Source organism: Streptomyces sp. SID12488 (assembly GCF_010548275.1).
Lineage (GTDB): Bacteria > Actinomycetota > Actinomycetes > Streptomycetales > Streptomycetaceae > Streptomyces.
Genome location: NZ_JAAGLT010000040.1, coordinates 45,469 through 69,446 on the forward strand (window position 1 = coordinate 45,469; position 23,978 = coordinate 69,446).

General features: G+C 71.3%; 27 protein-coding genes. 13 read left to right on the forward strand and 14 right to left on the reverse strand.

Annotated elements, in window-relative coordinates:
- Positions 1–26: 26 nt before the first annotated feature.
- The 3 genes from G3I56_RS38385 (at position 27) to G3I56_RS38395 (ending at position 3,023) form a co-directional block, all read left to right on the forward strand.
- Positions 27–767: a DUF2293 domain-containing protein gene (locus tag G3I56_RS38385; protein ID WP_164417376.1), complete on the forward strand. Its 741-nt coding sequence runs from the start codon at positions 27–29 to the stop codon at positions 765–767.
- A gap of 159 nt (positions 768–926) precedes the next feature.
- Positions 927–1,406: an anthrone oxygenase family protein gene (locus tag G3I56_RS38390; protein ID WP_164417378.1), complete on the forward strand. Its 480-nt coding sequence runs from the start codon at positions 927–929 to the stop codon at positions 1,404–1,406.
- 129 nt (positions 1,407–1,535) lie between these two features.
- Positions 1,536–3,023, forward strand: a complete 1,488-nt coding sequence (locus tag G3I56_RS38395; protein WP_164417380.1) for a glutamate synthase subunit beta — start codon at positions 1,536–1,538, stop codon at positions 3,021–3,023.
- Positions 3,024–3,072: 49 nt separating this feature from the next.
- Here the strand turns inward: G3I56_RS38395 and G3I56_RS38400 are convergent, their stop codons facing one another.
- The gene (locus G3I56_RS38400) at positions 3,073–3,579 is read right to left on the reverse strand and encodes a carboxymuconolactone decarboxylase family protein (protein ID WP_203691642.1); all 507 of its coding nucleotides are present in this window, start codon (positions 3,577–3,579) and stop codon (positions 3,073–3,075) included.
- A 47-nt stretch (positions 3,580–3,626) separates the two neighbouring features.
- On the opposite strand from G3I56_RS38400, the gene G3I56_RS38405 reads away from it, so the two are divergent.
- Positions 3,627–5,117, forward strand: coding sequence for a PLP-dependent aminotransferase family protein (locus G3I56_RS38405; RefSeq protein ID WP_164417382.1), 1,491 nt, complete (start codon positions 3,627–3,629; stop codon positions 5,115–5,117).
- Positions 5,118–5,419: 302 nt separating this feature from the next.
- Here the strand turns inward: G3I56_RS38405 and G3I56_RS38410 are convergent, their stop codons facing one another.
- The 3 genes from G3I56_RS38410 to G3I56_RS38420 all read right to left on the reverse strand — a co-directional run bounded on the left by G3I56_RS38410 (position 5,420) and on the right by G3I56_RS38420 (position 7,537).
- Positions 5,420–6,223, reverse strand: a complete 804-nt coding sequence (locus G3I56_RS38410) for an SAM-dependent methyltransferase (protein WP_164417385.1) — start codon at positions 6,221–6,223, stop codon at positions 5,420–5,422.
- 127 nt (positions 6,224–6,350) lie between these two features.
- Positions 6,351–6,566, reverse strand: a complete 216-nt coding sequence (locus G3I56_RS38415; RefSeq protein ID WP_055525969.1) for a DUF397 domain-containing protein — start codon at positions 6,564–6,566, stop codon at positions 6,351–6,353.
- 110 nt (positions 6,567–6,676) lie between these two features.
- Complete coding sequence (locus G3I56_RS38420; protein WP_164417388.1) at positions 6,677–7,537, reverse strand: helix-turn-helix transcriptional regulator; 861 nt, start codon at positions 7,535–7,537, stop codon at positions 6,677–6,679.
- A 223-nt stretch (positions 7,538–7,760) separates the two neighbouring features.
- Between G3I56_RS38420 and G3I56_RS38425 the strand changes: the two genes are divergently transcribed.
- A complete protein-coding gene (locus tag G3I56_RS38425) occupies positions 7,761–8,444 on the forward strand; it encodes an ATP-binding protein (protein WP_164417391.1) in 684 nt (227 codons plus the stop codon).
- Positions 8,435–8,887 (forward strand): hypothetical protein, encoded by a 453-nt coding sequence (locus tag G3I56_RS38430; protein WP_164417393.1) that lies wholly within the window; start codon positions 8,435–8,437, stop codon positions 8,885–8,887. The genes G3I56_RS38425 and G3I56_RS38430 overlap by 10 nt, the downstream gene beginning before the upstream one ends.
- A 30-nt stretch (positions 8,888–8,917) precedes the next feature.
- On the opposite strand, the gene G3I56_RS43435 is transcribed toward G3I56_RS38430, so the two are convergent.
- The 3 genes from G3I56_RS43435 to G3I56_RS38440 form a co-directional block, all read right to left on the reverse strand.
- Positions 8,918–9,091, reverse strand: a complete 174-nt coding sequence (locus tag G3I56_RS43435) for a hypothetical protein (RefSeq protein ID WP_343240179.1) — start codon at positions 9,089–9,091, stop codon at positions 8,918–8,920.
- A 165-nt stretch (positions 9,092–9,256) separates the two neighbouring features.
- Complete coding sequence (locus tag G3I56_RS38435; protein WP_164417396.1) at positions 9,257–9,910, reverse strand: DUF899 domain-containing protein; 654 nt, start codon at positions 9,908–9,910, stop codon at positions 9,257–9,259.
- 88 nt (positions 9,911–9,998) lie between these two features.
- Entirely contained in the window at positions 9,999–11,375 is a 1,377-nt protein-coding gene (locus tag G3I56_RS38440; protein ID WP_164417399.1) for an amidohydrolase, read from the reverse strand.
- 148 nt (positions 11,376–11,523) lie between these two features.
- Between G3I56_RS38440 and G3I56_RS38445 the strand changes: the two genes are divergently transcribed.
- On the forward strand, positions 11,524–12,474 hold the full coding sequence (locus tag G3I56_RS38445) for an endonuclease/exonuclease/phosphatase family protein (RefSeq protein WP_164417402.1): 951 nt from the start codon (positions 11,524–11,526) through the stop codon (positions 12,472–12,474).
- 25 nt (positions 12,475–12,499) lie between these two features.
- On the opposite strand, the gene G3I56_RS38450 is transcribed toward G3I56_RS38445, so the two are convergent.
- Positions 12,500–14,365, reverse strand: a complete 1,866-nt coding sequence (locus G3I56_RS38450) for an FUSC family protein (RefSeq protein ID WP_164417405.1) — start codon at positions 14,363–14,365, stop codon at positions 12,500–12,502.
- A gap of 356 nt (positions 14,366–14,721) precedes the next feature.
- On the opposite strand from G3I56_RS38450, the gene G3I56_RS38455 reads away from it, so the two are divergent.
- The 4 genes from G3I56_RS38455 to G3I56_RS38470 all read left to right on the forward strand — a co-directional run bounded on the left by G3I56_RS38455 (position 14,722) and on the right by G3I56_RS38470 (position 17,666).
- Positions 14,722–15,423, forward strand: coding sequence for a hypothetical protein (locus G3I56_RS38455; RefSeq protein WP_164417408.1), 702 nt, complete (start codon positions 14,722–14,724; stop codon positions 15,421–15,423).
- 85 nt (positions 15,424–15,508) lie between these two features.
- The gene (locus G3I56_RS38460) at positions 15,509–16,468 is read left to right on the forward strand and encodes a GNAT family N-acetyltransferase (protein ID WP_164417411.1); all 960 of its coding nucleotides are present in this window, start codon (positions 15,509–15,511) and stop codon (positions 16,466–16,468) included.
- A gap of 200 nt (positions 16,469–16,668) precedes the next feature.
- The gene (locus tag G3I56_RS38465; RefSeq protein WP_239135349.1) at positions 16,669–17,148 is read left to right on the forward strand and encodes a RidA family protein; all 480 of its coding nucleotides are present in this window, start codon (positions 16,669–16,671) and stop codon (positions 17,146–17,148) included.
- 44 nt (positions 17,149–17,192) lie between these two features.
- A complete protein-coding gene (locus G3I56_RS38470; protein ID WP_164417414.1) occupies positions 17,193–17,666 on the forward strand; it encodes a GNAT family N-acetyltransferase in 474 nt (157 codons plus the stop codon).
- Positions 17,667–17,702: 36 nt separating this feature from the next.
- Here G3I56_RS38470 and G3I56_RS38475 read toward each other — a convergent pair whose 3' ends face one another.
- A complete protein-coding gene (locus G3I56_RS38475; RefSeq protein ID WP_164417417.1) occupies positions 17,703–18,704 on the reverse strand; it encodes a glycoside hydrolase family 6 protein in 1,002 nt (333 codons plus the stop codon).
- A 402-nt stretch (positions 18,705–19,106) separates the two neighbouring features.
- Between G3I56_RS38475 and G3I56_RS38480 the strand changes: the two genes are divergently transcribed.
- Positions 19,107–19,517 carry a (2Fe-2S) ferredoxin domain-containing protein gene (locus tag G3I56_RS38480; protein WP_164417419.1) on the forward strand — a complete coding sequence of 137 codons (411 nt, stop codon included), beginning with the start codon at positions 19,107–19,109 and terminating at the stop codon, positions 19,515–19,517.
- 28 nt (positions 19,518–19,545) lie between these two features.
- Here the strand turns inward: G3I56_RS38480 and pip are convergent, their stop codons facing one another.
- Both pip and G3I56_RS38490 read right to left on the reverse strand, forming a co-directional pair.
- Positions 19,546–20,517: a prolyl aminopeptidase gene (gene pip, locus G3I56_RS38485; RefSeq protein ID WP_164417422.1), complete on the reverse strand. Its 972-nt coding sequence runs from the start codon at positions 20,515–20,517 to the stop codon at positions 19,546–19,548.
- Between the two features lie 89 nt (positions 20,518–20,606).
- Positions 20,607–21,320 (reverse strand): uracil-DNA glycosylase, encoded by a 714-nt coding sequence (locus G3I56_RS38490; protein WP_164417425.1) that lies wholly within the window; start codon positions 21,318–21,320, stop codon positions 20,607–20,609.
- 95 nt (positions 21,321–21,415) lie between these two features.
- Here G3I56_RS38490 and G3I56_RS38495 point away from each other — a divergent pair, with 95 nt between their 5' ends.
- Positions 21,416–21,937, forward strand: coding sequence for an RNA-binding S4 domain-containing protein (locus G3I56_RS38495; protein ID WP_164417427.1), 522 nt, complete (start codon positions 21,416–21,418; stop codon positions 21,935–21,937).
- Between the two features lie 165 nt (positions 21,938–22,102).
- Here the strand turns inward: G3I56_RS38495 and G3I56_RS38500 are convergent, their stop codons facing one another.
- The 3 genes from G3I56_RS38500 to G3I56_RS38510 form a co-directional block, all read right to left on the reverse strand.
- On the reverse strand, positions 22,103–22,570 hold the full coding sequence (locus G3I56_RS38500) for a DoxX family protein (RefSeq protein ID WP_164417429.1): 468 nt from the start codon (positions 22,568–22,570) through the stop codon (positions 22,103–22,105).
- Between the two features lie 89 nt (positions 22,571–22,659).
- Positions 22,660–23,202: an MOSC domain-containing protein gene (locus G3I56_RS38505; RefSeq protein WP_164417432.1), complete on the reverse strand. Its 543-nt coding sequence runs from the start codon at positions 23,200–23,202 to the stop codon at positions 22,660–22,662.
- A gap of 47 nt (positions 23,203–23,249) precedes the next feature.
- On the reverse strand, positions 23,250–23,927 hold the full coding sequence (locus G3I56_RS38510) for a class I SAM-dependent methyltransferase (RefSeq protein ID WP_239135350.1): 678 nt from the start codon (positions 23,925–23,927) through the stop codon (positions 23,250–23,252).
- Positions 23,928–23,978: the final 51 nt, after the last annotated feature.

Sequence of the window (23,978 nt, forward strand, 5' to 3'; positions counted from 1 at the left end):
TGGTCGCCGATGGGAATCAAGCATCTGTGACAGACCGCGCGACTCCCCCGCTCCACGCCGGACTTCTCGTCGTGCAGCCGCTCAGGCGGCGGCACTGTGCCGAGTGCCGACGGGGGCCGTTGGCATTGCTCGTGCTGGAGGAGGGGGCCCCTCGGTGTCTTGACTGCGCCGATCTCGGGCATCTGGTGTTCCTGCCCAGGGGCGACACCGCGTTGACGCGCAGGTCACGGGAGGAGAGCGGGCTGTCGGCCGTGGTCGTGCGGTTCAACCGGCGGCAGGGGCGGTACGAGCGGCAGGGCGTTCTGGTCGAGGAGGCGGGGCTCTCCCGGGCCGAGGAGCGGTGTCTGGCGGACGCCGAGGCGCGGCGGCGTCGTCGGACACGGGACGGGCGCCGGCGGGCCGCGGAGGATCTGCGGTTCACGGAGGCGTTCGCGAGGGAGATCCACCGGCTGTTTCCGGGGTGCCCGACGGATCGGGCCGAGGCGATCGCCGCGCACGCCTCGGTGCGTGGCAGTGGGCGTGTGGGGCGAAGTGCGGCGGGGCGGGCGTTGTCCGAGGGGGCGGTGATCTCGGCGGTCGTGGCGGCCGTACGGCATGTGGACACGTCGTACGACCAGTTGCTGATGAGCGGGGTCGCGCGGCACGAGGCTCGACGGCGGATCGCGGGCGCCGTCGAAGCGAGGCTCCGGGAATGGGCGACGGGGCTGGGGACGGAATCGGGTGCGGGGGCGGAAACGAGGGACGACGCCGGGGCCGAGTCGGTGTGAGCGTGACGGCGGGCCCTGTGGCCCGGTCGCGCCCTGTGCCTCCGCCTCCGCCTCCGCTGGACGCTCGCGTACGGCGCCGTGGCGTTCGGCCATGGGCATTGTCAGTGGCAGGAGGTTCACTGGTGGGGACCGCTGGAGATGATCGACCGGGGAGTCGGCATGATCGATGGGGCGTACTTCGTACTCGTGGTGCTGGGTGTGCTCGGTACCGGGCTGGTGGCCGGGGTCTTCTGCGGGTTCTCGACGTTCGTGATGAGAGGGCTCGCGGCGCTGCCGCCCGCGCAGGGTGTCGCCGCGATGCGGGCGATCAACGTCACCGCGGTGAATCCGCCCTTCATGCTCGTGTTCATCGGGTCGGCCGCCCTGTGTCTGGTGACCGTCGTGGTCACGTTCGTGGTGTGGCCGGACGAGGGTGCGGTGGAGCTGCTGGTGGGCAGCGCGCTGTATCTGTTCGGCTCGTTCGGGCTCACCATGGGCGCGAACGTGCCGCGCAACAACGCGCTGGCGGAGCTGGAGCCGGGGACGGCGGAGGCCGCCGCGTACTGGCCCGTGTACGTGCGCGAGTGGACCCTGTGGAACCACATACGCACGGTCGCCTCGGGGGCCGCCTCCGTGCTGTACGTCCTGGCCGTCGCCTGAGCCGACATCTGGGCCGCCGTCCCGCTCGGCGTGCATGGTCGATGAGTCGTATCGTGGCCGAAGGAGAGTGCCGCCCGATGACGCACGGCCCCGTCATGCGTACGCAGGGAAGACGGCGAGGACACGGTCATGGGCGATCCCAAGGGTTTTCTCACCACAGCACGCCAGAACTGGCCGCGCAGGCCAGTCGAGGAGCGGGTCCGTGACTGGGACGAGGTGTACGTCCCGGGGGCGCTGCTCCCCATCATCGGCGAGCAGGCCGGTCGCTGCATGGACTGCGGTGTCCCGTTCTGCCACGAGGCCTGTCCCCTGGGGAACCTGATCCCCGAGTGGAACGACCTGGTCTCCCGGGAGGACTGGCGCGCGGCGAGCGACCGGCTGCACGCCACGAACAACTTCCCCGAGTTCACCGGGAGGTTGTGCCCGGCGCCGTGCGAGGCGGGCTGTGTGCTGGCCATCAACCAGCCTGCGGTGACCATCAAGAACGTCGAGGTCGCCATCGCCGACCGGGCCTGGTCCGACGGCTTGGCACCGCCGAGACCGCCGGACCGGCTGTCTGGGCGTACGGTCGCGGTGATCGGGTCGGGGCCCACCGGGCTCGCCGCGGCCCAGCAGCTGACGCGTGCCGGACACACCGTCGCCGTGTACGAGAAGGACGACCGGCCCGGCGGGCTGATGAGGTACGGCATTCCCGGGTTCAAGATGGAGAAGCACCATCTGGAGCGGCGCGTCGAGCAGATGCGGGCCGAGGGAACCAAGTTCCGTACGTCGACAGCCGTCGGGCGGGATGTCGGGGCCGCCGAGCTGCGGTCGCGTTACGACGCAGTGGTGCTGGCCGTTGGGGCCACGGCGTGGCGTGATCTGCCGCTTCCCGGGCGGGAGTTGGCCGGTGTTCATCAGGCGATGGAGTATCTGCCGCTGGCAAACCGCGTGTGCCAGGGGGATCTGGAGGAGTCGCCGATGTCCGCCGCCGGGAAGCATGTCGTCATCGTCGGCGGCGGCGACACGGGCGCCGACTGTCTCGGCACCGCGGTGCGTGAAGGGGCCGCCTCCGTCACCCAGTTGGACATCTACGCCCAGCCCGGCGCGGAGCGCGACGAGGACGCCGATCCCTGGCCGACGTACCCGAAGATCTACCGGCTGTCGGCCGCGCACGAGGAGGCTCGTGACCTGGAGTCGGCGCCCGCCGCCGACGCCGACGCGCGGCTCTTCGCGGCGTCCACGCTCCACTTCTCGGGCGACGCCGACGGGCACGTACGGGCCCTGCACCTCGTCGAGGTGGACTCGGAGCGGCGGCCGCTGCCCGGATCCGGGCGAACGCTCCCCGCCGACCTGGTGCTGCTCGCCCTCGGCTTCTCCGGGCCCGGCCGGGAGGACGGTCTGATCGACCAGCTCGGGCTCGCCCTGGACCCGCGCGGCACGATCGCCCGCGACGCGGACTTCGCGACGAACGTGCCGGGTGTGTACGCGGCGGGGGACGCGGCCCGCGGGCAGTCGCTGATCGTGTGGGCGATAGCGGAGGGGCGGGCGGTCGCGGCGGCCGTGGACCGTCGGCTGATGGGCGCCACGCAGTTGCCGGCGCCCATAGGGCCGTACGACCGGCCGATGACCGTGTGATCGCCCGCGCCCTGTCCCTGTCCCTGTCTCCGTCCGTGCCGGACGTGGGTCAGCGCTCGTCCGTGCCGGCCACCTTGCGGGTCGCCAGGGCCACCCGGTTCCAGGTGTTGATCGTGAGGATCAGGGCCAGGACCTGGGCCAGTTCCCGGTCGTCGAAGTGGGCCGCGGCCTCGGTGTAGACGTCGTCCGGGACGCCCGCGTCGGCCACCAGGGTGACCGCCTCCGTGAGGGCGAGCGCCGCCTGTTCCCTGGGGGTGTAGAAGTGGCGGGCCTCGCGCCACACCGCGACCAGGTGCAGCCGGTCCTCGCTCTCGCCCGCCTTGCGCGCGTCGTTCGTGTGCATGTGGAGGCAGTACGCGCAGTGGTTGAGGTGCGAGGCGCGGATCTGGATCAGTTCGACCAGCGCCGGGTCGAGACCCTCGCGAGCCGCGGCGTCGAAGCCGACGAGGGCGCGGAAGACCTTGGGGGCCGTCTTCGCGAGGTTCAGACGGGGGGTTTCGGCGGCCCCCTCGAAGTGGGCGGTCGTGGGGCTCACGGTGTTCGTGTTCGTCGTCATGACCATGAATCTACGGGCCGGAAAGACCAGCGGTAAGGTTCATTTCTGTGGAAGAAACATGGGCCAATTCCGCTGAGCGCATCGGCGCCGACCTCCATCTGGAACTGGAGTCGACGGGGCCGGGCGGGCGGCGGGCCGCGCTGCTCCGTGCCCTGCGGGACGCCGTCCGCAGCGGCCGGCTCGCGCCCGGCACTCTGTTGCCGCCGTACCGCTCCCTCGCCGCCGATCTCGGCGTGGCCCGCAACACGGTGGCCGACGCGTACGCCGAACTCGTCGCCGAGGGCTGGCTGACCGCCCGCCAGGGCTCGGGCACCCGGGTGGCGGAGCGCGCCGAACCCCTCAGGGCGGCGTCCCGTGTCGCCGTCAAGCCACCTCCACGCGCGCGTGGGCCACGGCACGACCTGCGCCAGGGCAAGCCGGACGCGTCGGGGTTCCCGCGTTCCGCCTGGCTGGCCTCGTACCGGCGGGCGGTCCAACAGGCGCCGAACGAGGCCTTCGGGCCCGGCGATCCGGCCGGACGGGTCGAACTGCGGGAGGCCCTCGCCGAGTACCTGGCACGCGCGCGTGGCGTACGTACCGAGCCCGCGCGCATCGTCATCTGCTCGGGCTTCGCACACGCCCTGCGGCTGCTCTTCGGCGGCACGAGCGGCAGCGGCGGCACGGACGCCGTACTGCGCGGGCCGTTGGCCGTGGAGGCGTACGGACTCGGCTTCCACCGGGAACTGTTGGCCGCGGCCGGGGTACGGACCGTGCCGCTGCCCCTCGACGAGGACGGCGCACAGGTCGGTCTGCTCGACCGGGAGCGGGCCGTACTGCTCACGCCCGCGCACCAGTTCCCGACCGGCGGCCCGCTGCACCCCGTGCGCCGTGCGGCAGTGATCGACTGGGCACGCGCGCGTGGCGGGCTGATCCTGGAGGACGACTACGACGGGGAGTTCCGTTACGACCGCCGGCCCGTCGGCGCCGTACAGGGGCTGGACCCGGAGCGGGTGATCCACCTCGGCTCGGTCAGCAAGAGCCTGTCCCCCGCGCTGCGGCTGGGCTGGATGGTCCTTCCGGAGCGGTACGTGCAGCCGGTGCTCGCGCTGAAGGGTGAGCGGGAGGCGTGGACGAGCGCGCTCGATCAGCTGGCGCTCGCCGACTTCCTCGGGGCGGGGTCGTACGACCGTCATGTGCGGCGGATGCGGCAGCGGTACCGGCGCCGCCGTGACCGGCTCGTCGCCGCCCTAGCCGCGCACGCGCCCCATGTCGAGGTCACCGGGGTCGCGGCCGGCCTGCACGCGGTGCTGCGGCTGCCGCCCGGGACGGAACGGTCGGCGGTGAAGGCGGCGGCCTGGCGGGGAATCGCCCTCGACGGGCTCGCGGAGTTCCGGCATCCCGACTTCCGGCACCCAGAGTTCCACGAGCCGGGAACGGCACCGCCCGAAGGCCTGGGAGCGATCACGCTCGACGGGCTCGTCGTGGGGTACGCGGCACCCTCCGAGCATGCCTACGGTGCGGCTCTGGAGGCGCTCTGCCAGGCACTTCCCCCGGGATGAGGGAGCGCGTGCGACGCGAACGGCCGACGCGCTCGGCACCCTGGCCGTGTCCCGCGGGAGACGAGGAGACACCGGCGCCGACCGCCGGCGGAGACCCGCACGGTCGCAGGGTGTCCACCACTCCCAGCCCTCGGGCTCCCAGGGGCGGTTGTGGCGCGGGGTGGTGCCCTCCCCGCCGGCTCCCGGCGTCGGCGGTCGCCGGCATCACCACCGGCGTCGATCCGCGCACCGGGGCCCTGAGCGCGGCCCAGCTCGCCGAGCCGGACATCCCTGGGCCGTGACCGCCGACCCGTGCGTCCGGGTCAGGACGTGCGGCCCAGCGCCCCGTACCCCGGAATCACGCCGTCCTCCTGGCCCGGGATCGGCTCGCCCAGCTCCGGATGCCACTTGTCGACCACCTCGACGCCGGGCTCGACCAGGTCGAGGCCGTCGAAGAAGTGGGCGAACTCGGCGCGGGAGCGCAGGGCGAGGGTGACGCCCGCGGCCCTGAGCTTCGCCGTCGCGGCAGCCGACTCCTCCGGGGAGAAGTCGGCGGTCGCGTGGGTCATCATCAGGTAGCTGCCGGCGGGCAGGGCAGCGAGCAGACGGCCGACCAGCTCGTGCGCGCCGTCCTCGTCGGAGACGAAGTGCAGCAGGGCGACGAGGGAGAGCGCCACGGGCCGGTCGAAGTCCAGGATCTTCTTCGCGCCCTCGATGATGGCGTCCGGGTCGCACACATCGGCCTGGAGGTACTCGGTGACACCCTCCTCCGTACCGCGCAGCAGAGCCGCCGCGTGGGCGAGCACGATGGGGTCGTTGTCGCAGTAGACGACCCGGGCGTCGGGCGCGCTCTCCTGGGCGATCTGGTGGAGGTTCGGCTCGGTCGGGATGCCGGTGCCGACGTCCAGGAACTGGCGGATGCCGTGCCCGGTCAGCCAACGTGTGGCGCGCTGCATGAAGGCGCGGTTGACCTTCGCCATCACCGGGACACGCGGGTCGAGGGCGAGCATCTGCCGCCCCATCGCCTCGTCGACCGGGTAGTTGTCCTTGCCACCCAGATACCAGTCGTACATCCGCGCGGGATGCGGCTTGCCGGTGTCCATCTCGATGGGGTGCTGCCCGGTCATGACGAACTCCGTAATTCTTCTCGGTGTCTGGCGTGGCAAGTGATCAACTGAGCACCAAATTAACCAAATTAGGGGAATCGACTGAACACAACGGAACCGACGCCATACAAACGGCCGGAACCGGACCTCAGGAGAGCAGGAAGTCGGCCTCACCGGCCTTGGCGCCCTCGATGAAGGCGAGCATCTCGGCCGTGGTGTAGATCAGCGCCGGACCGTCCGGGTCGGTGGACTGACGCACGGCGATCCGGCCGTCGGCGAGCTTCATCGCCTCCAGGCAGTTGCCGCCGTTGCCGCCGCTCCACGGCTTGTGCCAGCCCTCGCTGCCCAGTTCACCGGCGGGCATGCCGTTGTAGATGCGGGCGCTCGCCCGGTCGGTGACCCGTTCAGTGGTCAGCTCATTGATTCGCTCGTGGCGTATGCGGGCCTTGGACGTCATGCGATCCATGCAGAGATTCAGAGCTCCTTGCGGAGATCCCGGAGGATCTCCTTCGTGCGATGTGCTGTAGCGGACTGAGCCGCCATGCGGTCCATGACCTCCAGGTGGGTGGCCACCTCGGTGCGCGAATCCAGATAGATCGCGCCGGTCAGGTACTCGCTGTAGACCATGTCCGGGAGTTCCGGCACGGCGAAACGGAACAGCACGAACGGCCCGTACGTGCCCGGGTGCGGCCCCGAGGAGAAGGGGGCGACCTGGAGCGTCACATTGGGCAGGTCCGTGGCGTCGAGCAGTCTGTCGATCTGCGCACGCATCACCTCCGGGCCACCCACCGGGCGGCGCAGAACGGTCTCGTCCATCACGACCCACAGCCGGGGCGCGCCGTCACGGGTGAGCAGCCCCTGACGTTCCATGCGCAGCGCGACATGGCGTTCGATGTCCTCGGGTCTGGTCTGGCCGATGGCGCCCGATTTCAGGACGCCGAGGGCGTACTCCTCGGTCTGCAGCAGTCCGGGGACGAAGTGGGGCTCGTACTGGCGGATGAGGCTCGCCGCGCCCTCCAGGCTGACGTGCATGGAGAACCAGCCGGGCAGCACGTCGTGGAACCGCTGCCACCACCCGGGCAGGTTGGCGTCCTCGGCCAGCTGGACGAACGCCTCGGACTCCTCGTCCGAGACGCCGTACGACTTCAGGAGGAGCTGGAGATACGGGATCTTGAGCGTGACCTCGGCCATCTCCATACGGCGGACGGTGGCGGGGGCGACCCGGAGGATGCGCGCGGCCTCCTCGCGCCGCAGGCCCGCGCGCTCCCGCAGGTCCAGCAGGCGCCGGCCGAGGACGACCTGTCCGACCGTCGGCGCGGACCGCGGTTCGCTCACGCTCCACCTCCATCGAGCACCGGCGGACGCCGGTGAAGACTCCTGACAGCCCGGCGGCGCCACCGGGAATTCATTCGAAGGTTTATTCGAAAACCTGCCGAAAGTCCCAACTGGCGCCGCTCCGCGTGCTGTTGCGAGCAGTGTGCCACGCCGTTCCACTCCGTCACACCGCACTCTGCATTTTTCAGAGTGACACTTGCCAAGTGTTCACGGCGGGGAGATAGTGGCAAGCGTGATTCCGTCCCCGCCCTTAGGAACAGACGCCGCCGCGGACCGCTCCGGTCCCGGGTCCGCAGCCTCGCTGCGCCCCGGCACGGCGGACGAGCGCCGGTTCCGCTTCGAGCTGGCCGCCCACCCGGGCTCGCCCGCACAGGCCCGCCGCCTGACGCGGGCCCGGCTCACGGGCTGGTCGGTCTGCGAGGACACCTGCGACACAGCGGCCCTGGTCGTCACCGAGCTGGTCACCAACGCCATCGTGCACACCGCGAGCAGCCACATAGTCTGCGAGCTGCACGACGGAGACGACCTGGTGCGCATAGCGGTGCGTGACGAGGGCTGTGCGCCCGGTGTGCCCCATCAGTCGCCGCAGCGCCCCGATGACGAGCAGGGGAGGGGGCTGCTCCTCGTCGAGGCCATGTGCAGGGCCTGGGGGGCCCAGGAACACGGCCCCGGCCTGCTGGTCTGGGCGGAACTCGCCCGGACGACCGTCGTGGGCGCCGACGCCCACGACGGCACAGCGGTCCGCGGCGACCTCGGCTGGGGCGCGCCACCGCCCCGCCCCGGCACGGCCGGCGAGCCGGAACCGGAACCCGCCGACGACACTCAGGCGCACCACGGACACCACGGGCGCCACCGGTTTCAGGGGCACGCGACAACGGGGACGGGGACAGAGGCCGAATGGGTGTAAGGGGTACGTCCACGGGGGGCCGGGTCGTCACCATGGACACACTGGTGCGCGTGAAGCGCGGCCTGCACAGTCCACCCCACCCGGGAAACTCCCTGCACCTTCCGATACCGGACGGCATGACCGCCCCCCTGGGCTGTGACGCGGTAGCGGTGCCCGCCCGCTTCGGCCCCCAGATACTCCCCCGGCTACCACGCGTGGGCTGTGTGTACGCGGACACGGGCCACTGGTGGTGGCTCGTCCCCGCCGACTCCGACTACGCCCTGGAGTGGCCCACCCCGGCGCACTACTCCACGGGAGCGGTGATCCTCGGCGCCCCGCGCATCCCACCCCTCCTGCACCGCCCGCACGACACCCTCCCGTACACCCCGCCGATACCCCTCTATCTCGCCCTGTGTCAGGTGACGGGGACGATTCCGGCGTGGTCGAGGCCGATCAGCGCCTGAACCCCTCCCAGGAGGGGCCCGGCGACGGCGTCACTCCCCCACCGCTCCGCCCGGGACCACAACGAGGAACGTGTCCGTCGCGAGGTCCATGACGACCTCCGCGGCCAGACCCTCCAGGCGCCGCGCCTGCGCGAACTCCTCCGCGGGCCAGGAGCCACGCGGCCCCCCGGCGGGAAAGCGTTCGAGCACCTTTCGCCCGTTCACCCTGCACCTCCATGTAGCGCTGATCTCATAGAGTTAAACGCTCATCATGGGGAAAGGGCCTCGCCCAGTGACCGTACTGAGACGTAGTTGACACTCATTCACCGCTGGATGTGAGGATGAGCTCATCCTGTTACATCCCCTACGCCCCTTTTGTCACTTTCCGTATCAGTACTCGTACGCGTCGTGATGGCGCACGCCTTCGCCGCCCAAGGGCGTTGCCAAGGGCGCTCCCGGGGGCATGAGGTCCAGGAAGCTGGTCGCCGAGCCTAGACCGTCGAGGCCGCGTCCGTACGCCGAGTACGTGTGGAAGACCTGGTCACGGTCCCGCAGGAAACAGCTCACGCCGGACCGCTCGACGGTCTCCCCCGCGCTGTCGGGCGTCACCGGGAAGTCATGGTCGAAGTCGTTGCCGTACGACGAATACCACGGCACCGTCCACCCCATGCGCGCCTTGAACGGCAGGATCCGCGTGTACGGCGCCCGGGACACGACCGCGAACGAGGCGTCGCGTGCCCACAGGTGCGCGAGGTGACCGACGTTGTCGAGGAACTCCGAGCAGCCGGGGCAGCCCTCGGTCGACTCGGGGGCGAACATGAAGTGGTGGACGAGGAGCCGACGGCGGCCCTCGAAGAGGTCGCGCAGGGTCGCCTTGCCGTCGCCGCCCTCGAACACGTATTCCGCGTCGACCTCGACCATGGGCAGCTCGCGCCGCTCGGCGCCCAGCGCGTCACGCGCGCGCGTGACGACCTCCTCCTTGACCAGCAACGCCTCGCGTGCCGCCCGCCACTCGTCGCGCGAAACGATCCGCGGAAGTGTCATCGCCCCTCCATGCCCTGTCGTGGAACGGTCCGTTCTCAGGGGTGGACCGGCGGGGCACGCGAAACTCATCGGCGTCGGCGGAAGGTATTCAGACGTCGTACTCCTGGATCCGCCTGCCGTGGCTCCGGTCGACGAGCGCGGGCAGCCGCTCCGTCAGCTCCCGGACGACTCCCGGCACATCGAGGGTCAGCAGCTCGCGGTCGCGCATGAGGACGCGGCCGTCGACGATCGTCGTACGGACGTCCGAGGAGCGGGCACTGTGGACGAGGGTGGCGGCGAGGTCGTGCACGGGCTGGGTGTGCGGCCCGGTGAGGTCCACGAGGATGATGTCGGCCTTCCTGCCCGGCGCCAGGCTGCCGATCCGCTCGCCGAGGCCCACCGCCCGCGCGCTCTGCAGCGTGGCGTGGTGCAGTGCCTGCCGGGAGGTCAGCCAGCGGGGATCGCCCTCGGCCGACTTCTGGACCAGCGAGGTCAGCGCCATGGACTCCCACACGTCGAGCGAGCTGTTGGAGGCGGCGCCGTCGGTGGCGAGTCCGACGGGGACGCCGATCTCGCGCAGGGCGCGCACCGGAGTGGTGGTGGGCCAGGCGAACCTTAGGTATCCGCGGGGCGCGGTCGCCACGGCCGTACGTCCGTTCGTGCGCTCCAGTACGGGCAGGTCGCGCTCGATGATGCCGGTGCCGTGCGCGATGAGGACGTCGAGGTCGCCGGCCAGGATGCCGGTGCGGGCCAGGACCTCGATCGGGGTGAGACCGTGCCGGGCGAGGCTGGTTTCGGTCTGGTCGCGGTTCTCGGCGGCGTGGATGTGCACGGGCAGGCCGTGTTCACGGGCGAGGTCGGCGGTGGCGGCGAGGTCTGCGTCGTCGACTGTGTACGGGGCGTGCGGGGCGAGAGCGGTGGTGATGCGGCCACCGGCGCCGCCCCGATGCCGTAGCGCGAACTCCAGCGACTTCTCGCGCCCTTGGGGCCCCTGCGAGGAGAAGTACGCCTCCCCGAGGTGCGCCCGGATCCCGCACTCCTCGACCACCGCGGCGACGGTGTCCATCGAGAAGTAGTGGTCGGCGAAGCAGGTGACACCACCGCGGATCATCTCGGCACAGGCGAGCCGCGCGCCCAGCTCCACGTCGATGTCGGTGAGGTTGGACTCGATCGGCCACACGACGTCGTTGAACCACTCCTCGGTGGGAAGGTCCTCGGCGATCCCGCGCAGCGCGACCATCGGGGCGTGCGTATGGCAGTTGATGAGCCCCGGCATGGCCAACTGCCCGCGCGCGTCGATGCGTTCGCGGGCGTCCGGGAGATCGACGCCGACGCCGATCGCCTCGATGATCCCTCCCCGTACGGCGATCGAGGCGTTCTCGGCGAACTCGATCCGTTCACCGGCGCCGGTGTCCGCGTCGGTGTGGAGGAGAGCGGTGCAGCCGGTGATGACGAGATCCGCGGGAGCAGCGGGAGAAGGCGTCATGCGGCCACCGTACGGCGCGGTCGTGCCGGTGGGCGACGTGAACCGCGCATCCCGGCGCAGCCCTGTCGCCGGGGGCGGCGGCGCGGGCACGCTGGACACATCACCGCTGCAACTCGCGGAACCTGCTGGGACTTGAGGGGGAGCCGGCATGCTCGTCGCCACCTGGAACCTGGAGAACCTCTACCGCCCGGGCGGCCCGTCCGGCCCGAAGGACGAGGCGGCGTACGAGGCGAAACTCGCCGCCCTCGCCGCCGTGATCACGGAACTCGATCCGACGTTGCTCGCCGTCCAGGAGGTCGGGGACACCGAGGCGCTGCGCGATCTGGTCGATCTGCTGGGCAGCGGCTGGAGCGTCGCGACCTCGCGGCTCCCGGACAGCCGGGGTATCCGGGTCGGTTTCCTCGGCCGCGTGCCGTTCGAGGTGCTCGCCGACACGAACGCGTTCCCGCCGAAGCTGGCTCCGGTGCAGGTGGACGACTCGGGCCTGGAGATCTCCGTGGCGGGCCGCGGTTTCCTGGCGGTGGAGGCCGACATCGGGGGCATGCCGTTGCGGGCGGCCGTCGCCCATCTGAAGTCGAAGCTGCTGTCGTATCCGAACGGCCGCTTCCAGCCCCATGACGAGGGCGAGCGGGCCCGCTTCGGCGCGTACGCCCTGTACCGGCGCACCGCTGAGGCGACCGCGCTGCGGGCCCTCGCCGACGACCTGCTGGCCGACGAGGGCCGTACCCGGGACGTGATGGTCCTGGGCGATCTGAACGACGAGGTGCAGGCGGCGACCACCCAGATCCTGCTGGGCCCGCCCGGCTCGGAGATCGGCACGCCCGGCTACGACCACGACGACAAGGGCGACGCGACGCGGCTGTGGGACGTGGCCCCGCTCATTCCGGCCGGACAACGTTACTCGCGGATCAACTCGGGGCGCCGCGAACTGATCGACCACGTCCTCCTGAGCCACCGCCTGGTCCACCGCGCGACGGAGGCGGGCACGGGCCTGCCGGGAACCGGGGCACCCGCCCTCCCGTCGGTCGGCCCGGACCCGGAGGCCCGGCGAGACGCACCGGGCTCGGACCACGCGCCGGTATGGGTACGCATCGACTGACACGACGACCGACGCGGAATCGCCCTCAGCCCGCGAGAGGCGTCTCACCCGCGCGCGGGACACGCGTCCGCAGCCCGGCGCGCTCACGCCGTTCGGCGAGTTCGTCCAGGAGTTCGGAGAGGCGTTCGGTGTGCCGGCGGCTGAGGCGTCCGGTGTCGTCTAGGTGGACGGCACAGGCGGTCGCCGTGTCGACAAGTCGTTCGAGGGTGGCGGCGACCTCCTCCGTGCCCTCGGTGTGCCGTGCCAGTGCGGGCAGTTCGGCCGCGGAGTGCGCGATGGCGGTACGGGCCTCGGCGAGCGCGCGATAGGCCTCGCGACGCAGCATCCAGCGCGCGTGCCGGTCGTCCGAGCCGCTCATCACATGCTGGAGGTACGCCTGCGCGGCCTCGGCGGCCCGCGCCAGCCGCGCCCGCACTCCTCCGCCGCGCTGCCCGGGCATCGGCAGATGTCCGACGATGAGTACGAGGGCACAGGCGACCAGCGTCTCGAGGATCCGGCTCCACGACGCCTGGGGTTCGCCGCCCACCATCACGAGGGCGAGCACCAGCACCGTGACGACGGCGGTCTGGGCGGCGAAGTGCCGGGTGGCGACCGGGATCAGAGCACCGCACACTGCGACGAGCACGACGAGCCCCCCGGGCCGGGGCAGTACGACGGCCAGCCCGGCGAACACGACGGCCCCGAGGACGGTCCCGGCCGCCCGGCACAGGACGCGCGAGACAAGCGGCCCCAGATCGGGCTTGACGAGGAAGACCGCGGTGGCCGGGATCCAGTACCAGTGGGCGTGGTGCGTTGCCTGCGCGACGGCCGCCCCGGCCCCGAAGCAGAGCGCCACCCGCAGCCCGTACTCGCGCCCACCGGAGTCGACGGCCGTGCGGAGCAGGGCCGCGACGGTACGGCGCCGCGTGTGCAGGTCGTGCGTGTCGCCGCCCCGGTCGAAGGCGTCGGCGGCGTGCAGCAGCGCGTCGTCGAGGGCTCGCAGCCCCGGCGCGGAGCGGGCGGGGGCGGGCAGCGGCCCGGTGTGCGTGTTGGTCCGTACGGCTGCGGCGAGGCGCCGGGGCCCTTCCGCCACGCGCGCGTGGAGGGCGTCCCCGGTCCAGGCGAGGGCGGTCGCGGCCTCGGCGAGGGGCAGCGCGGCGGCGTACTGGGTGCGCAGTCGCCGCTCGTCCCTGGAACTGGAGTACTGGCGGAGCCGGGGTCCGCCGAGGGCGTCCTGGGCGTGGTCGAGCGCGGCGGTGAGTGCCACGCGCCGGGACCCTGCCTGGCCCGTACCGGCGGCGTCGAGGAGATCGGCGACGGCGTCGTACACGGCGGCGACAGCGGCACGTTCCCCGTCGAAGCGGAAGTCACCGGCGCCACCGCCGGGCGTGGGCAGCGCGAGCCGCAGGGCGAGCAGCCAGCCGGCACCCGCGACGAAGAACAGCGCCCGTTCCCAGCCGGGCTCGGGCAACGGCATCCCGGCCCCGATGGCGGCGGCGACCAGCAGTTGCGTACCGGCGCCGGACGCGACGGGCCCGATGGCGCTGATGCCTCCCGCGACGAGCCCGAGGACGGTGAGGAGAAGGGTCAGCGGTACGGCTCCGAACTGCTGTCCGGCATACGTGCCGACGACCAGTCCGACAGCCCCCGCCGACGCGGGCATGCCGAGTCGCCTGACGGAGGAACGCCGGCTGCCCGGCCGGTCGTTGATCCCGGCGAGCATGGCACCGAGCGCGGCGACGACACCGAGGGAGGTCCGGTCGGCCAGCACTCCGGCCAGCAGCAACGGCCCGGCGGCCAGCGCACCCCGGACGACCGCGTTCCAGGGCACGGGCCCCCGCTGGGCGCGCAGCGCGTGGGCGAGCCAGGGCGGCAGGGCGAGACGCGGGCGCGTGCTGCTGGGGCGTGACACAGGGCTCCTGTCGGGCGAGGGCGGGGGTGCGATGCCTTCGGGCGACGTCGGCCGGGCTGTGATGTCCAGCGTAGATCGGGTCGGTGGAGGAGTCGGGGCGCGCGTGTTTCGGGGAGGTGACGGTCCTCGGGAAACCCGCGTTCTTTATGAACGCAACGCGGCCACCCCCCATAGGTCAGAGCCTTTCTGACGGTAGTTGAGGGCGCGGCGGCAACGGACACGGTGTTGTCCTGACCAACTGAGAGCGAACAGTTCGGCTCCTTGGTCCAGGGCGGCTCGGGTGATTGTCAGTGGTGGGCGCTTCAATGGGAGGTGTCGTCACAGAACGTCACGACGGAGCTACGGGGGAGGTAGCCATGGCTTGCCATGCCAGTGATCAGAGCTACGAGGACAGTCGGGAACCTCAGGACTGTCAGAACGACCAAGGCTACGAGGAGGACGGGCAGCGGTACGTCTCCTTGGCGGGACTGCGGGCTCGCGGCTGGACCGGCGGGATGGTGCACCGGCTGCTCGGGACACCGGACCGCCTCAGCGTCAATCCGCGGCTCCGGGCGGCGCCACAGGTCAGGCTGTACCGCGTCGAGCGGGTCACGGCGGCCGAGCGGACCGACGAGTACCGGCGGGTGGCGGAATCCTCGGCGCGACGGTCGGAGGCCGTGCGGAACGCCGTACAGCGTCGGCGGCTGGAGATTCTGGAACGGATCAGGACCGAGCCGATCGAGGTGCCGCGTCTGGATCCGGGCAGGCTGGCCCTGCGAGCGGTGGAACACGGGGCTCGACGGGTGGCGGCGACCGACGACCCGATCGAGCCGGCCGACGGCGACTCCGCGCAGCGGACGGGCAATGTCGGCCGTGCCTCCCTCGCCCCCTGGAAGGTCGCCTATCTGCGGCACCGGATGAGTCACTACGACCAGTTGCTGGACGGTCTGCCGGGAGGCGAGCGGGATTCCGGTCGGGCCGAGGCCGCGGAACTGCTCCGCCGACGGATCTGCGCAGCCATCGCCGAGGCGTACCCACCACTTGAACAGGAGTGCGAGAGGCAAACGCGCGACCAATGAGCGGGTCCACCGCAAAGGTGAACCCCCAGGTGAGATCCCCTCCCGGACCGGACAGGCACACCACCCACGTCCCTACGCTCCGGCCATGGAAGATGATCTCGCCCTGCGCGTACACGAACGCCTGTCGGCGTGCCCCGGCCTGCGCCTGGTCGGGCCCGCCGAAGGACAGCGGTTCGCACGCTGGGACCTGGCCTCACTCGCCGAGGGCGCCCTCGGCGAGTGCGCGGATCCGGACTCGATCACGGCCTCGCACGAGAAGCGGTTACGCCTCCGGCTGGGGGCGTCCGGACGGGAGTACGAACACGACGACGACTACTGCAGGAGGTACTGGATCTGGGACTCCACCGAAGACAAGGAAGTCGGTCGGCCGAAGGGGCCGCTCGGGACCGTCGCCGTGGACACCTGGCCGAGCGGCGTGGGGTCGCTGCGCGTCTCCTCGCTGTACGTCCATCCCGTCGCCCGGCGGCGCGGCCTCGCCTCGTCGACGCTGGACACGGTGTACGAGGCGTGCCGTGCCGAGAGCCTGCACGGATTCCGCCTCGACACCTGCTGGACCTGGCAGCGGAGCGTTCGCTACTACCTCAACCGGGGCCTGTGGGTGACGTCGTGGAAGCACGCGCTCGGGCTCGCCCGGCTGTCGTATCTACCCCGGTACGAAGTGACGGAGAGCGAGGGCGAGTTGACGTTCCTGGTGGCGGATCCGGGTGCGTGCGCGCCCGGTGCCATGGTCCCGCTGCTCGTCGCCGATGCCGTCGAGGGGCGGCTGCGGCTGCGGGAGACCGAGCAGTACGCCCGTACCCGCGACGAGTTGAACGCCGTCCGGTACTACGCGCGGTCGACACTCGCGCTGCATCTCGGCGTGCGCGGACTGCCGTTGGTGAGAGGGAAGGAGGAGTGGGCCGAGGCGGTCGCGGGCCGCTGGTGCGACATCGGCGACCCGGAGGGGCTCGCGCGCAGGATCGAGGTCTTCGAGCGGGTCGCACGCAACGACGGCTGGCGACTGACGGGCCTGTACGGCCGGTCGTCCCACTCACGCCACGTCTGACACGCCTCCGGCGGGGCGAAGTGGGGTTGGAGGGAAGCAGCGACCGCAGTACGGCGACAGCCGCGCGCTCCGGCGGAAATTCGGGTGCGCCCGCCACCCGGCACTCCGCATGATCGGCAGGTTGCCCCGCAGGCGTCCCCGCACGCCCGTCGCCGATCCTCGTCCCGTCCCGTCCCGTCCCACTGCCCAGGAGTTCGTTCATGCTCAAGCGCGTCACCGTCCCCGGCCTGTTCCCGCCGCCCACGTACTCCCACGCCTCCGTCGTCGAGGCGGGCACGCGTCTCGCGTTTCTCGCCGGCTCCGTGCCGCTGGACATGGAGGGGCGGATCGTCGGCGTGGGCGATCCCGTGCGACAGGCGGAACAGGTGATCGTCAATCTGGGTGAGCAACTCCGGGCGGTGGGCAGCGACTTCGAGCATGTCCTGACGACCGATGTGTACGTCGTGAGCGCCGAGCCCAGGGTCCTGTCCGCCGTCTGGGAGGTCGTCGAGGCGTCCGGTCTTTCCATCGGACCGCATTCGTCGACCCTGATCGGGGTGGCCTGCCTCGGCTACCCCGATCAGTTGGTGGAGATCACGGCGACGGCAGCCGTCCCGGGGCGGGAAGCGGACCCGGAGACAGATTCGGAGCCAGACTCCAAGGCGGATTCGGAGCCTGCCGGGCACGCTGGAGTCCGGTAAATCCAGGTGCGTTCGGCACGGCACCTCTGACAGGCTCCGCCCCCGTGACCTCTTCCTCCCCCGGCCCGAAAATCACCCTCCGCCGTGCGACGGCCGATGATGCCGTCCCCGCGGCCGACGTCCTCCTGCGGTCCAGAGCCGCCGCCCTGCCGACCGTCGCCTGGCCACGGTCCGACGACGAGGTCCGTGACTACTTCCGGAACGTGGTGGTGCCGTACCGCGAGACCTGGGTCGCGGAGGCGTCGTCCGCCGGCGGGGTCGTCGGCGTGATGGTGCTCGCCGGTGACGAGGTGTCGCAGCTGTACCTGCTCCCGGACTGGCGTGGGCACGGCATCGGCGACCTTTGCATCGCCTTCGCGAAGGAGAGCAGCCCAGGCCGACTGACCCTGTGGACCTTTCAGGTCAACAAGCCCGCCCACCGCTTCTACGAACGCCATGGCTTCGTCGCCGTCGAGTACACGGACGGCAGCGGAAACGAGGAGCGGGAGCCGGACGTGCGGTACGTCTGGCAGCCGTAGCCCCCGGTACAGGGGCCTCGCGGGCTCGGCCCAGGCTCACGACCGTGCGTTACCGGCGAGTTCGAGGGCGTACGACGGCCACCACTGCCCGGCGGGCGGGCCGCCCCGGCAGGTGCCGTCGGACTCGCCCGGCCGTTTGATCCACAGTTGGGCGTCGAGCCGCGGACGGCCGGTGACCGTCGTGGGCGGTGTCCCCAGGGCTCGCCCCGGCGGATTGCACCACGGCTCGGCGTCCGTACCGGTACCGGCGTCGATACCGGTGTCAGTACCGGTGTAGGGGCCGTTGCCGTTGCGGCTGGTGTCCACGACGTAGTGCTTGCCGCCGAGGGCCCTCGACAGTGCGTCGCCGTAGACCGAACTGTCCTGGTCGGTCTGGAAGTTGGAGACGTTCAGGGCGAATCCGTCGGCCTGCCCCACCCCCGCCGCCCGCAACGCCTCGACCAGCCGGGCCGGCTGCGGAATCCAGCCGGAGTTGCCCGCGTCGAGGTACACGCGCGCGTGCGGCTGCCGTTTGATCCGCTCGACCGCGTACGCGAGCAGCGCGTACCGCTCCTCCGCGTCGACCTGGGTGCAGCCCGCGACCACCTGGGCGACGGCATCCGGTTCGACGATCACATAAGCACCCCGGTCACCGAGACCCACCGCGAACTCGTCCACCCAGGTGCGGTAGTCCAGCACGCCCAGGGCACCGCCGCCGGAGTACTGCCCGCAGTCACGGCCCGGAATGTCGTACGCCACCAGCACGGCCGCCCGCCCGGCACGTGCGGCGGCCGTGGTGACCGCCTGGACGGCGGTCCGGGGGCTCGTCCCGGTCACCCACTCGGCCTGGGGACGGCTCGCGATACGGTCCATCAGCTCGGCGTCCGCCGCACGCCCCGCGATCCTCCACTCGGTGACCTGCCGCGCCGCACTCGACCGGGGATCGACCCAGAGCTGTTCGAAGGCCGCCCCTTCGCGCCCACCCGCGTACTCCCCGGAACCGGCGGGCGCGCCCGTCCCCGGCCCCGCTCTGCGGACGCCCTCCTCCCCGGTCCCCATTGCCCCTGCACAGCAGCCCCCCACGAGCAAAAGGACGACAAGGGCTCTCGGCAACCACATGGGAACCCTGGGCGATCTGCGCAACCTGGGCACGGGCGACTCCGTTCCTGTCGCCGACGGTCCGTGCCGGCGACGACGATCCGACCTCCCCGGAGTCTGCGGTCCCTGTCGGCCGGCACCCCGCGCAGCACCACCGAGCCGCCTCAGGATCACCCCACCGGCGGCCGAGAGACAGCGGAGGCGACTCCACCCACGTCAGCTCTGCCGCGACTCCGTGGTTCACCCCCGGGTCGGCGAAGATGGGCCCATGACGAAGATCGAACCGCTCGAAGCGGTGTGCGAGTCGACCGAGCGTTTCGAGAGCATCCTGGCCGCAGCCGGCAACAACCTGGAGTGCGACCTGTGACCGCCCGTACCGTGATCGGTGCTGCCCGCACCCGCCCCTGCACGCTGATCGTCTGCCGTGGCTGCTGCTGCGGCGACCCGCGCAAGTACCCCGGCTATGACCACGACTGGCAGTTGGAGCGGCTGCGCGCGGCGGCCAAGGCCTCCGCCGGGCGCCTCGCGGTCCGTACGACGGACTGCCTCGGCCCCTGCGACCAGGCGAACGTCATCGTCGTACAGCCCTCGGGCGAGGGCCGCGGGCGGGGCGGGAAAGCCGTGTGGATCGGCTGGTCGATGGGCGACGACTGCACCGACGAGATACTCCGCTGGGCGGAGGCCGGTGGCCCGGGTGTCGTTCCTCCTCCGCCCACTCTGGAACTCCAGTTCGTACAGTCGGCGGGCGAACGCACCCGCGCCCGCCGTCGCTAGCCGTTAGCCGCTAGCGCCGACAGTCGGCTCAGCCACGGGCGGCGTACCGGTCCGTGGCTGCCACCAGCTCGTCCACCATGCCCGGCGCCCCCGCGTTGTGCCCCACCTCGTCCACGAGGATCAACTCACTGCCGGGCCAGGCGTGATGGAGCCGCCACACCGTGCCGAGCAGATTCCCGGGGTCGAGGCTGCCCTGGACGAGGGTGCCGGGGATGTTCTTGAGCAGGTGCGCGTCGCGCAGTACAACGCTTTGCGCGCCCTCGTTCCCCTCGTCCAGGAAGTGGTCGGCGCCCCAGTAGTGGGTGACGGTCCGGGCGAAGCCCATGCGGAACACCGGGTCCTCGTAGCGCGGTACGGAACGGGGCGGTGCCGGGATCATGGCTGTCTCCCAGTCGGTCCACGCTCGTGCGGCACGTGCCCGGACCTCGGGGTCGGGCGACTCCAGCAGCCGGTTGTACGCGGCGGCCAGGTTCCCGTCCCGCTCGTCCTCGGGCACCCCGGCGCGGAACTTCTCGAACGCCTCGGGGAACAGATTCCCCAGTCCCCTGGTCAGCAGGGCCACTTCGGCGTCGGAACCGGTAGCGACCGCGGTGAGCACCAGCTCGGACACGACCTCCGGATGCGTCTGCGCGTACCTGAGCCCGAGCACCGACCCCCACGACACGCCCCACACCAGCCACCGTTCGATTCCCAAGTGCCGCCGCAGCAGCTCGAGATCGGCCAGGATGTGGTCTGTCGTGTTGACGCTCATATCGGTGTCGTAGGCGCTCGCGTGCGGTGTCGAACGCCCGGCCCCGCGCTGGTCGAGCAGCACGATCCGGTAGGCGGTCGGATCGAAGTACCGCCGGAAGCGCGGGTTCGCCCCCGACCCCGGGCCGCCGTGCAGCATCACCGCCGGCTTGCCCTGCGGGTTTCCGCAGACCTCCCAGTAGACGTGGTTGCCGTCCCCGACGTCGAGCATGCCGTGGTCGTACGGTTCGATCTCCGGATAAGGGCCCATCAGGGCAACGTAACGTGCCTACGCCGGTCCGGTCGCACCATTTTTCACCACTGCTGCTCCCACCAATGCTGCTCTCATCACCGCAGCTCTCACCGCCGATTGGGCAGGCCGGCGGCGCTCGCCGCGTCCCGCAGCACGTCCCGGAGCATCGCGGGCGTGAGGCGGCCGGTGAAGGTGTTCCGCTGGCTGACGTGGAAGCAGCCGAAGAGCCGCAGCCCACCGCCGAGAGTGACCCGCGTCCCGTGCCCGAAAGCGGGTCGCGGTCGCGGCACACTCCAGCCGGCCCCGTCGAGCACGGGCAACGTCGCCTGCCAGCCGAACGCCCCGAGCACCACCACGGCCCGCAGTGTCGGCCTGAGCAGCTCCAGCTCGCTCACCAGCCACGGCCGGCACGCGTCCCGCTCCTCGGGCGTCGGTTTGTTGGCGGGCGGGGCGCAGTGCACGGGCGAGGTGATGCGTAGGCCGTACAGTTCGAGCCCGTCGTCGGCGCTCACCGAAACGGCCTGCGACGCGAGACCCACCTCGTGCAGCGCCTCGTACAGCACATCTCCGGAGCGGTCCCCTGTGAACATCCGCCCGGTCCGGTTCCCACCGTGGGCGGCGGGTGCCAGCCCGACGATCAGCAGCCGGGCATCCGCCGGCCCGAACCCGGGCACCGGCCGCCCCCAGTAGTCCCAGTCCGTGAAACCGGCCCGCTTGGTACGGGCGACCTCCTCCCGCCAGGCGACCAGCCGAGGGCAACGCCGGCACCCTGCGATCCGCTCGTCCAGCGCGGTCAGCCCGGCCGGGCCGTTGTTGTCCATACGCCCACGGTAGAGCGCTGGACACCTGCCGCCCCCGGAACCAGGACCGGAAAACCCGACCGGTCCGCCCGATCCGGAGTACTAAGGTCGAGGGCATGGCATCTGGCAAGGCTTCCGACGGCGCGGACCCCGAAGGCAGCGCGCGCACCGAAGACCGCACCGTGGCCGACACCACCTCGGCCGCACCTGTTGCACCGGCGTCGGCCGCGGCCGACGCCGCCCGTCCGGCGAGCGGCGAGACCGTCCGCATCGACAGCTGGATCTGGTCCGTACGTCTTATGAAGACCCGTTCCATGGCCGCGACCGCCTGCCGGGGCGGCCACGTACGTGTCAACGGCGAGCGTGTGAAGCCCGCGTACGCCGTGCGCGTCGGCGACGAGGTCCGCCTCCGCCACGACGGCCTGGAACGGGTCGCCGTGGTGAAGCGCCTGATCCGCAAGCGGGTCGGAGCCCCGGTGGCCATCGAGTGCTACGTCGACAACAGCCCTCCGCCGCCACCCCGTGAGGCCGTCGCCCCGGCCGGCATCCGCGACCGCGGCACGGGCCGCCCGACGAAGCGCGACCGCCGTGACATGGAGCGCCTACGAGGCCTCGCCGCACCCGACGACGCCTCGTAGGGGTGCCACCGCCACAGGCACCCTTCTCCCCCGGACCCGCAGAGAGGGACGAGACCCCGCGCGGCCTCGCGCACGCGGCAGCGGCGCCCGGCCGTGTCCCCACGACCCGCCGGACGCCGCCCCGCTACCTGCCGTACGCCGTCCCCGGTCCGTAGGGAGACACCTTCACGCCCGTCGTCGCACCAGCCTCAGCAGGTCCGCGTTGTGTCCTCGGCGGGCCCAGGCGATGAGGGCGAGCGGCACGATGAGGATGAGTGGTGTCGCCGCGTACTGCCCGTCGAAGACAGCGACCTGCACGATGAACGCACCCACCATCAGCGCGCTCAGTGCCATCGCGGCGACCGACTGCAGCACCGGAATCAACAGCGCGACGGCTCCGGCCAGTTCGAGCAGTCCGATGGTGTACATCCCCGCGCTGCCCCAGCCCATCTTGTCGAAGGACTCGGCGGCCGACGGGTGCGCGATCAGCTTGGGCAGCGCGCTCGCGAACCCGTAGAAGAGGGCGAGCACCACCTGAAGCGCCCGCAGCGCGATCCGGGCGCGCCGCCCGCGAACGGACACGGACCTGGTGGAAGGGACCTCCGTGGTGGCGGCGGAGGTGAGGGATGTGGCGGGAGCGGTGGTCTCGGACATGGAGGTCTCCTGTGTGAAGCGGTTCGCGTTGCTTTCACAGAGGTAGACCGACCGTCGGCCAAGAACTCATCGCCGTTCGGGGGGACTTCTCAGACCGGGCGCAGAGCCTGGTGCGGCCCACCGGGAAGTTCGACCTCGACCGTGTCTCCGGCGCACACCTCACCTCCGTCCTTCACGACGCTCATGATTCCGGCCTTGCGGACGACGTTCCCCGCGTCGTCCCGTCCGACCACCCGCTTCAGCAGCCCGTCCTGGAAGTTGTCGATCTGCAGGCAGGGGTTGCGCAGGCCCGTCACGGTCAGCACCACGTCGTCGCCTATGTGCAGCAGGGTGCCGACCGGAAGCGCGAGCAGATCGATGCCCCGGGTGGTGATGTTCTCGCCGAGTTCTCCGGGCGCCACCTCGAACCCCTCCTCACCGATCTCGGAGAAGAGCTCCTCGTGGATCAGGTGGACCTGGCGCAGATTCGGCTGCGTGGGGTCCTTCGCCATGCGCGAGCGGTGCTTGACGGTCGTCCCGGCATGCACGTCCCCCTCCACACCGAGCCCGGCCAGAAGTCTGACACTGTCCCGGTTCGGTTTGCTGAACGAGTACCCGCCGTTGCTGCTGACCGCCACGACCTTGCCGCTCATCCTCAGAATCCCCTCGCCCACGTATCCCTGTTCGTTACACGCTTCCTCTACCCACCCACCGCCCTCACCCAGACCTCGTCCTCCGTCAGATACCGGTCCACCTTCAGTCCCGCTTCCCCCAGAGCCTCCTCGAACTGCTCCGGTGTCAACGGCCGGGCCAGGAAGGTCTGGGTCCACACGGCGTCCGGGAACTCGTACTCCGCGCGAACCGAGTTGACGCCGTCCCCGACCGGCTCCGACGACACCAGCCGTATCGTGGCCCCACCTGGGCCGACTCGCTCGCGGGGCAGGTTCGTGTGGTAGTCCGCGCCCTCGCGCTGGATCAGCACACGGCCGTCCTCCGCGAGGTGCCGGGCGCAGGTGCGCAGCAGCCCCCGCCGCACCTCGGCGTCCCCGGCGTGCACGAGGAACGACGCGAGCATCACCACCTCGAACTTCTCGCCCAGGTCGAGATCCTCGATCGGGCTGCATATCGTGCGCGCTCCCCGGACGCGTTCCAGCATCTCGGCCGACTCGTCCACCGCTGTGACCGTGAAGCCGCGCTCCAGGAGCGGGTGGGTCATGCGTCCGACGCCACTGCCGAGTTCCAGGATGTGCGCGCCTGCGGGCACCGCGGCGGCGATGATGTCCGGCTCGTCCCCGATCGGCAACCGCGAGTAGAGTTCGACCGCGCAGCCGTCCGGAGTGATCGCCCCCGGTCCCGTGCCTTTGTGTCCTTCTCGCATTTCCAGCCTCATGCCCGCACAACGGCCCGTGCCGGCAAGGCCGTTCCCACG